Source organism: Campylobacter portucalensis, from assembly GCF_009690845.1.
GTDB lineage: Bacteria > Campylobacterota > Campylobacteria > Campylobacterales > Campylobacteraceae > Campylobacter_B > Campylobacter_B portucalensis.
The window spans coordinates 1-1613 of sequence record NZ_VWSJ01000043.1; the positions used below are offsets into that span (position 1 = coordinate 1).

The 1613-nt window shown below is 29.2% G+C and carries 1 protein-coding gene and 1 pseudogene; both read right to left on the reverse strand.

The annotated features are described in order from the left end of the window. Positions 1–922, reverse strand: a pseudogene (locus tag F1B92_RS08425) (hypothetical protein); the annotation flags it as partial. Between the two features lie 15 nt (positions 923–937). Beyond that, entirely contained in the window at positions 938–1504 is a 567-nt protein-coding gene (locus tag F1B92_RS08430; protein ID WP_195836335.1) for a hypothetical protein, read from the reverse strand. Positions 1505–1613: the final 109 nt, after the last annotated feature.

A 1613-nucleotide genomic window follows, 5' to 3' on the forward strand; every position in this document is an offset into this window, starting at 1 on the left:
CTAAATTTGAATTTGCTGTGCTATTTGAAAGTGGAGTGAAATTTCCAAAAAGTTCTGAGCCGTTATCAATCAAACCATTATTATTTCTATCAAATACCAAAATTCCATCATTTGGAGAAACCCAAGAGCTTCTAAATGCTACACCGTCGCAATAGTGATCGAAATAAACTGAGCCTGTTTTATCAGCTATAAGCGAAATCGCCCCGTCTCCGTCTAAATCAAGTGCGAGTGGGTCGTAGAGCTGAGCAATAATATCTTTTATCCATTGTGGGGCGATGAAGTCTAGGAAATTATTAAGTTCATTACCTAAAAAATCAAACATTTTTTCCCAGCCATAAATACCAAGCCCAACTTCTGCTATTATAGCCACCTTAATGCTATCTAAAATTTGTGCTGGATAATTATTTGGTGGAGTTTTTCCTAATTCATTAATTGAAGTTGGATATTTATTATACTGATTTTCTGCATTGTCTTTAAATTTGCTTGGATTATCAAATAATTCATCAATATATTTAGAATTTTGTTCTGGATAAAAAGCACCTTTAAAATCACTGGTCTCAAAACCAGCATTTTTCAAAGATTCCCAAGTAAAACTAATGCAATTATTAGCTACAACATCGTATTTATCAGTATTAAAACCACTTGGTGAGTTTAATAGTTTATTATATTGTTCTTCACTAATTTCAATAGTCCTAGAATACGCTGGATTTCCGACATAAGCTTGTCCATCATTTGTTGCAATTCTGCCACTATCAAATGGCTTACCGCTAACAGAAGCGAAACCAAATTCTTTTGGTTTTTCATTGTCTTTTTGCACACTATACCACATATGTCCAGCTGGTGAAATACTAGTATTGCCACTATCTCCTATGTGTGCTGTCAAAGCTGCTTCTATATTTATAGTAAGTGTATATGTCGCCATATTTTATCCTTTAAATTAAAATGTCAGTAATTGTTTTTTCCATTTTTCGTTGATTTTTAAATATACCATTGAAATATCAGTTTTTTTGTATTCGAGCAAATTTACTTTTATATTATATTTGCCTTTTGATAGCTCAATTCTTGTAATTTTTTTAAAACTTTCGTGCATTTTATTTGAAAAATTATATTTGGAAAGATCTGCAATAATGCTAAATTTATCAGCATTTAATATTCTTGCGTTTTCGTAGTATAAACTTGTATCATTGCCTTTGAAATATTTCCACTCATTTTGCTTTTTGTTTAGTGGTGCTATTTCTACACTTATTACTATTTTATCGTTTTTGCATTTTGTTTTATCGTCTTTTAAACAAATCAAATCAAAATCAAAATATTTTTCATCAGATACGAACAAATCGCCTTTACTAACAGTAATATTTGTATCTAAAATCATCATTTTATCGTTTTTAACAATAGTTGTATATTCATAAAGCTTATGAGATGGATTTAAAAATGGCGAAGTTAAGATTATATAAAGTATCAATCCAGCTGCCAAAATCAATATAATAGTTGTAATATTTTTCAAATTTACTTCCCTTTTATTTTTCAACTTCAAAATTCTACAAAATATTGCTTTAATTATTATTTAAACTATATATAGTTAAGCAAAGCTAATTTATAAATTTAAATCTCGT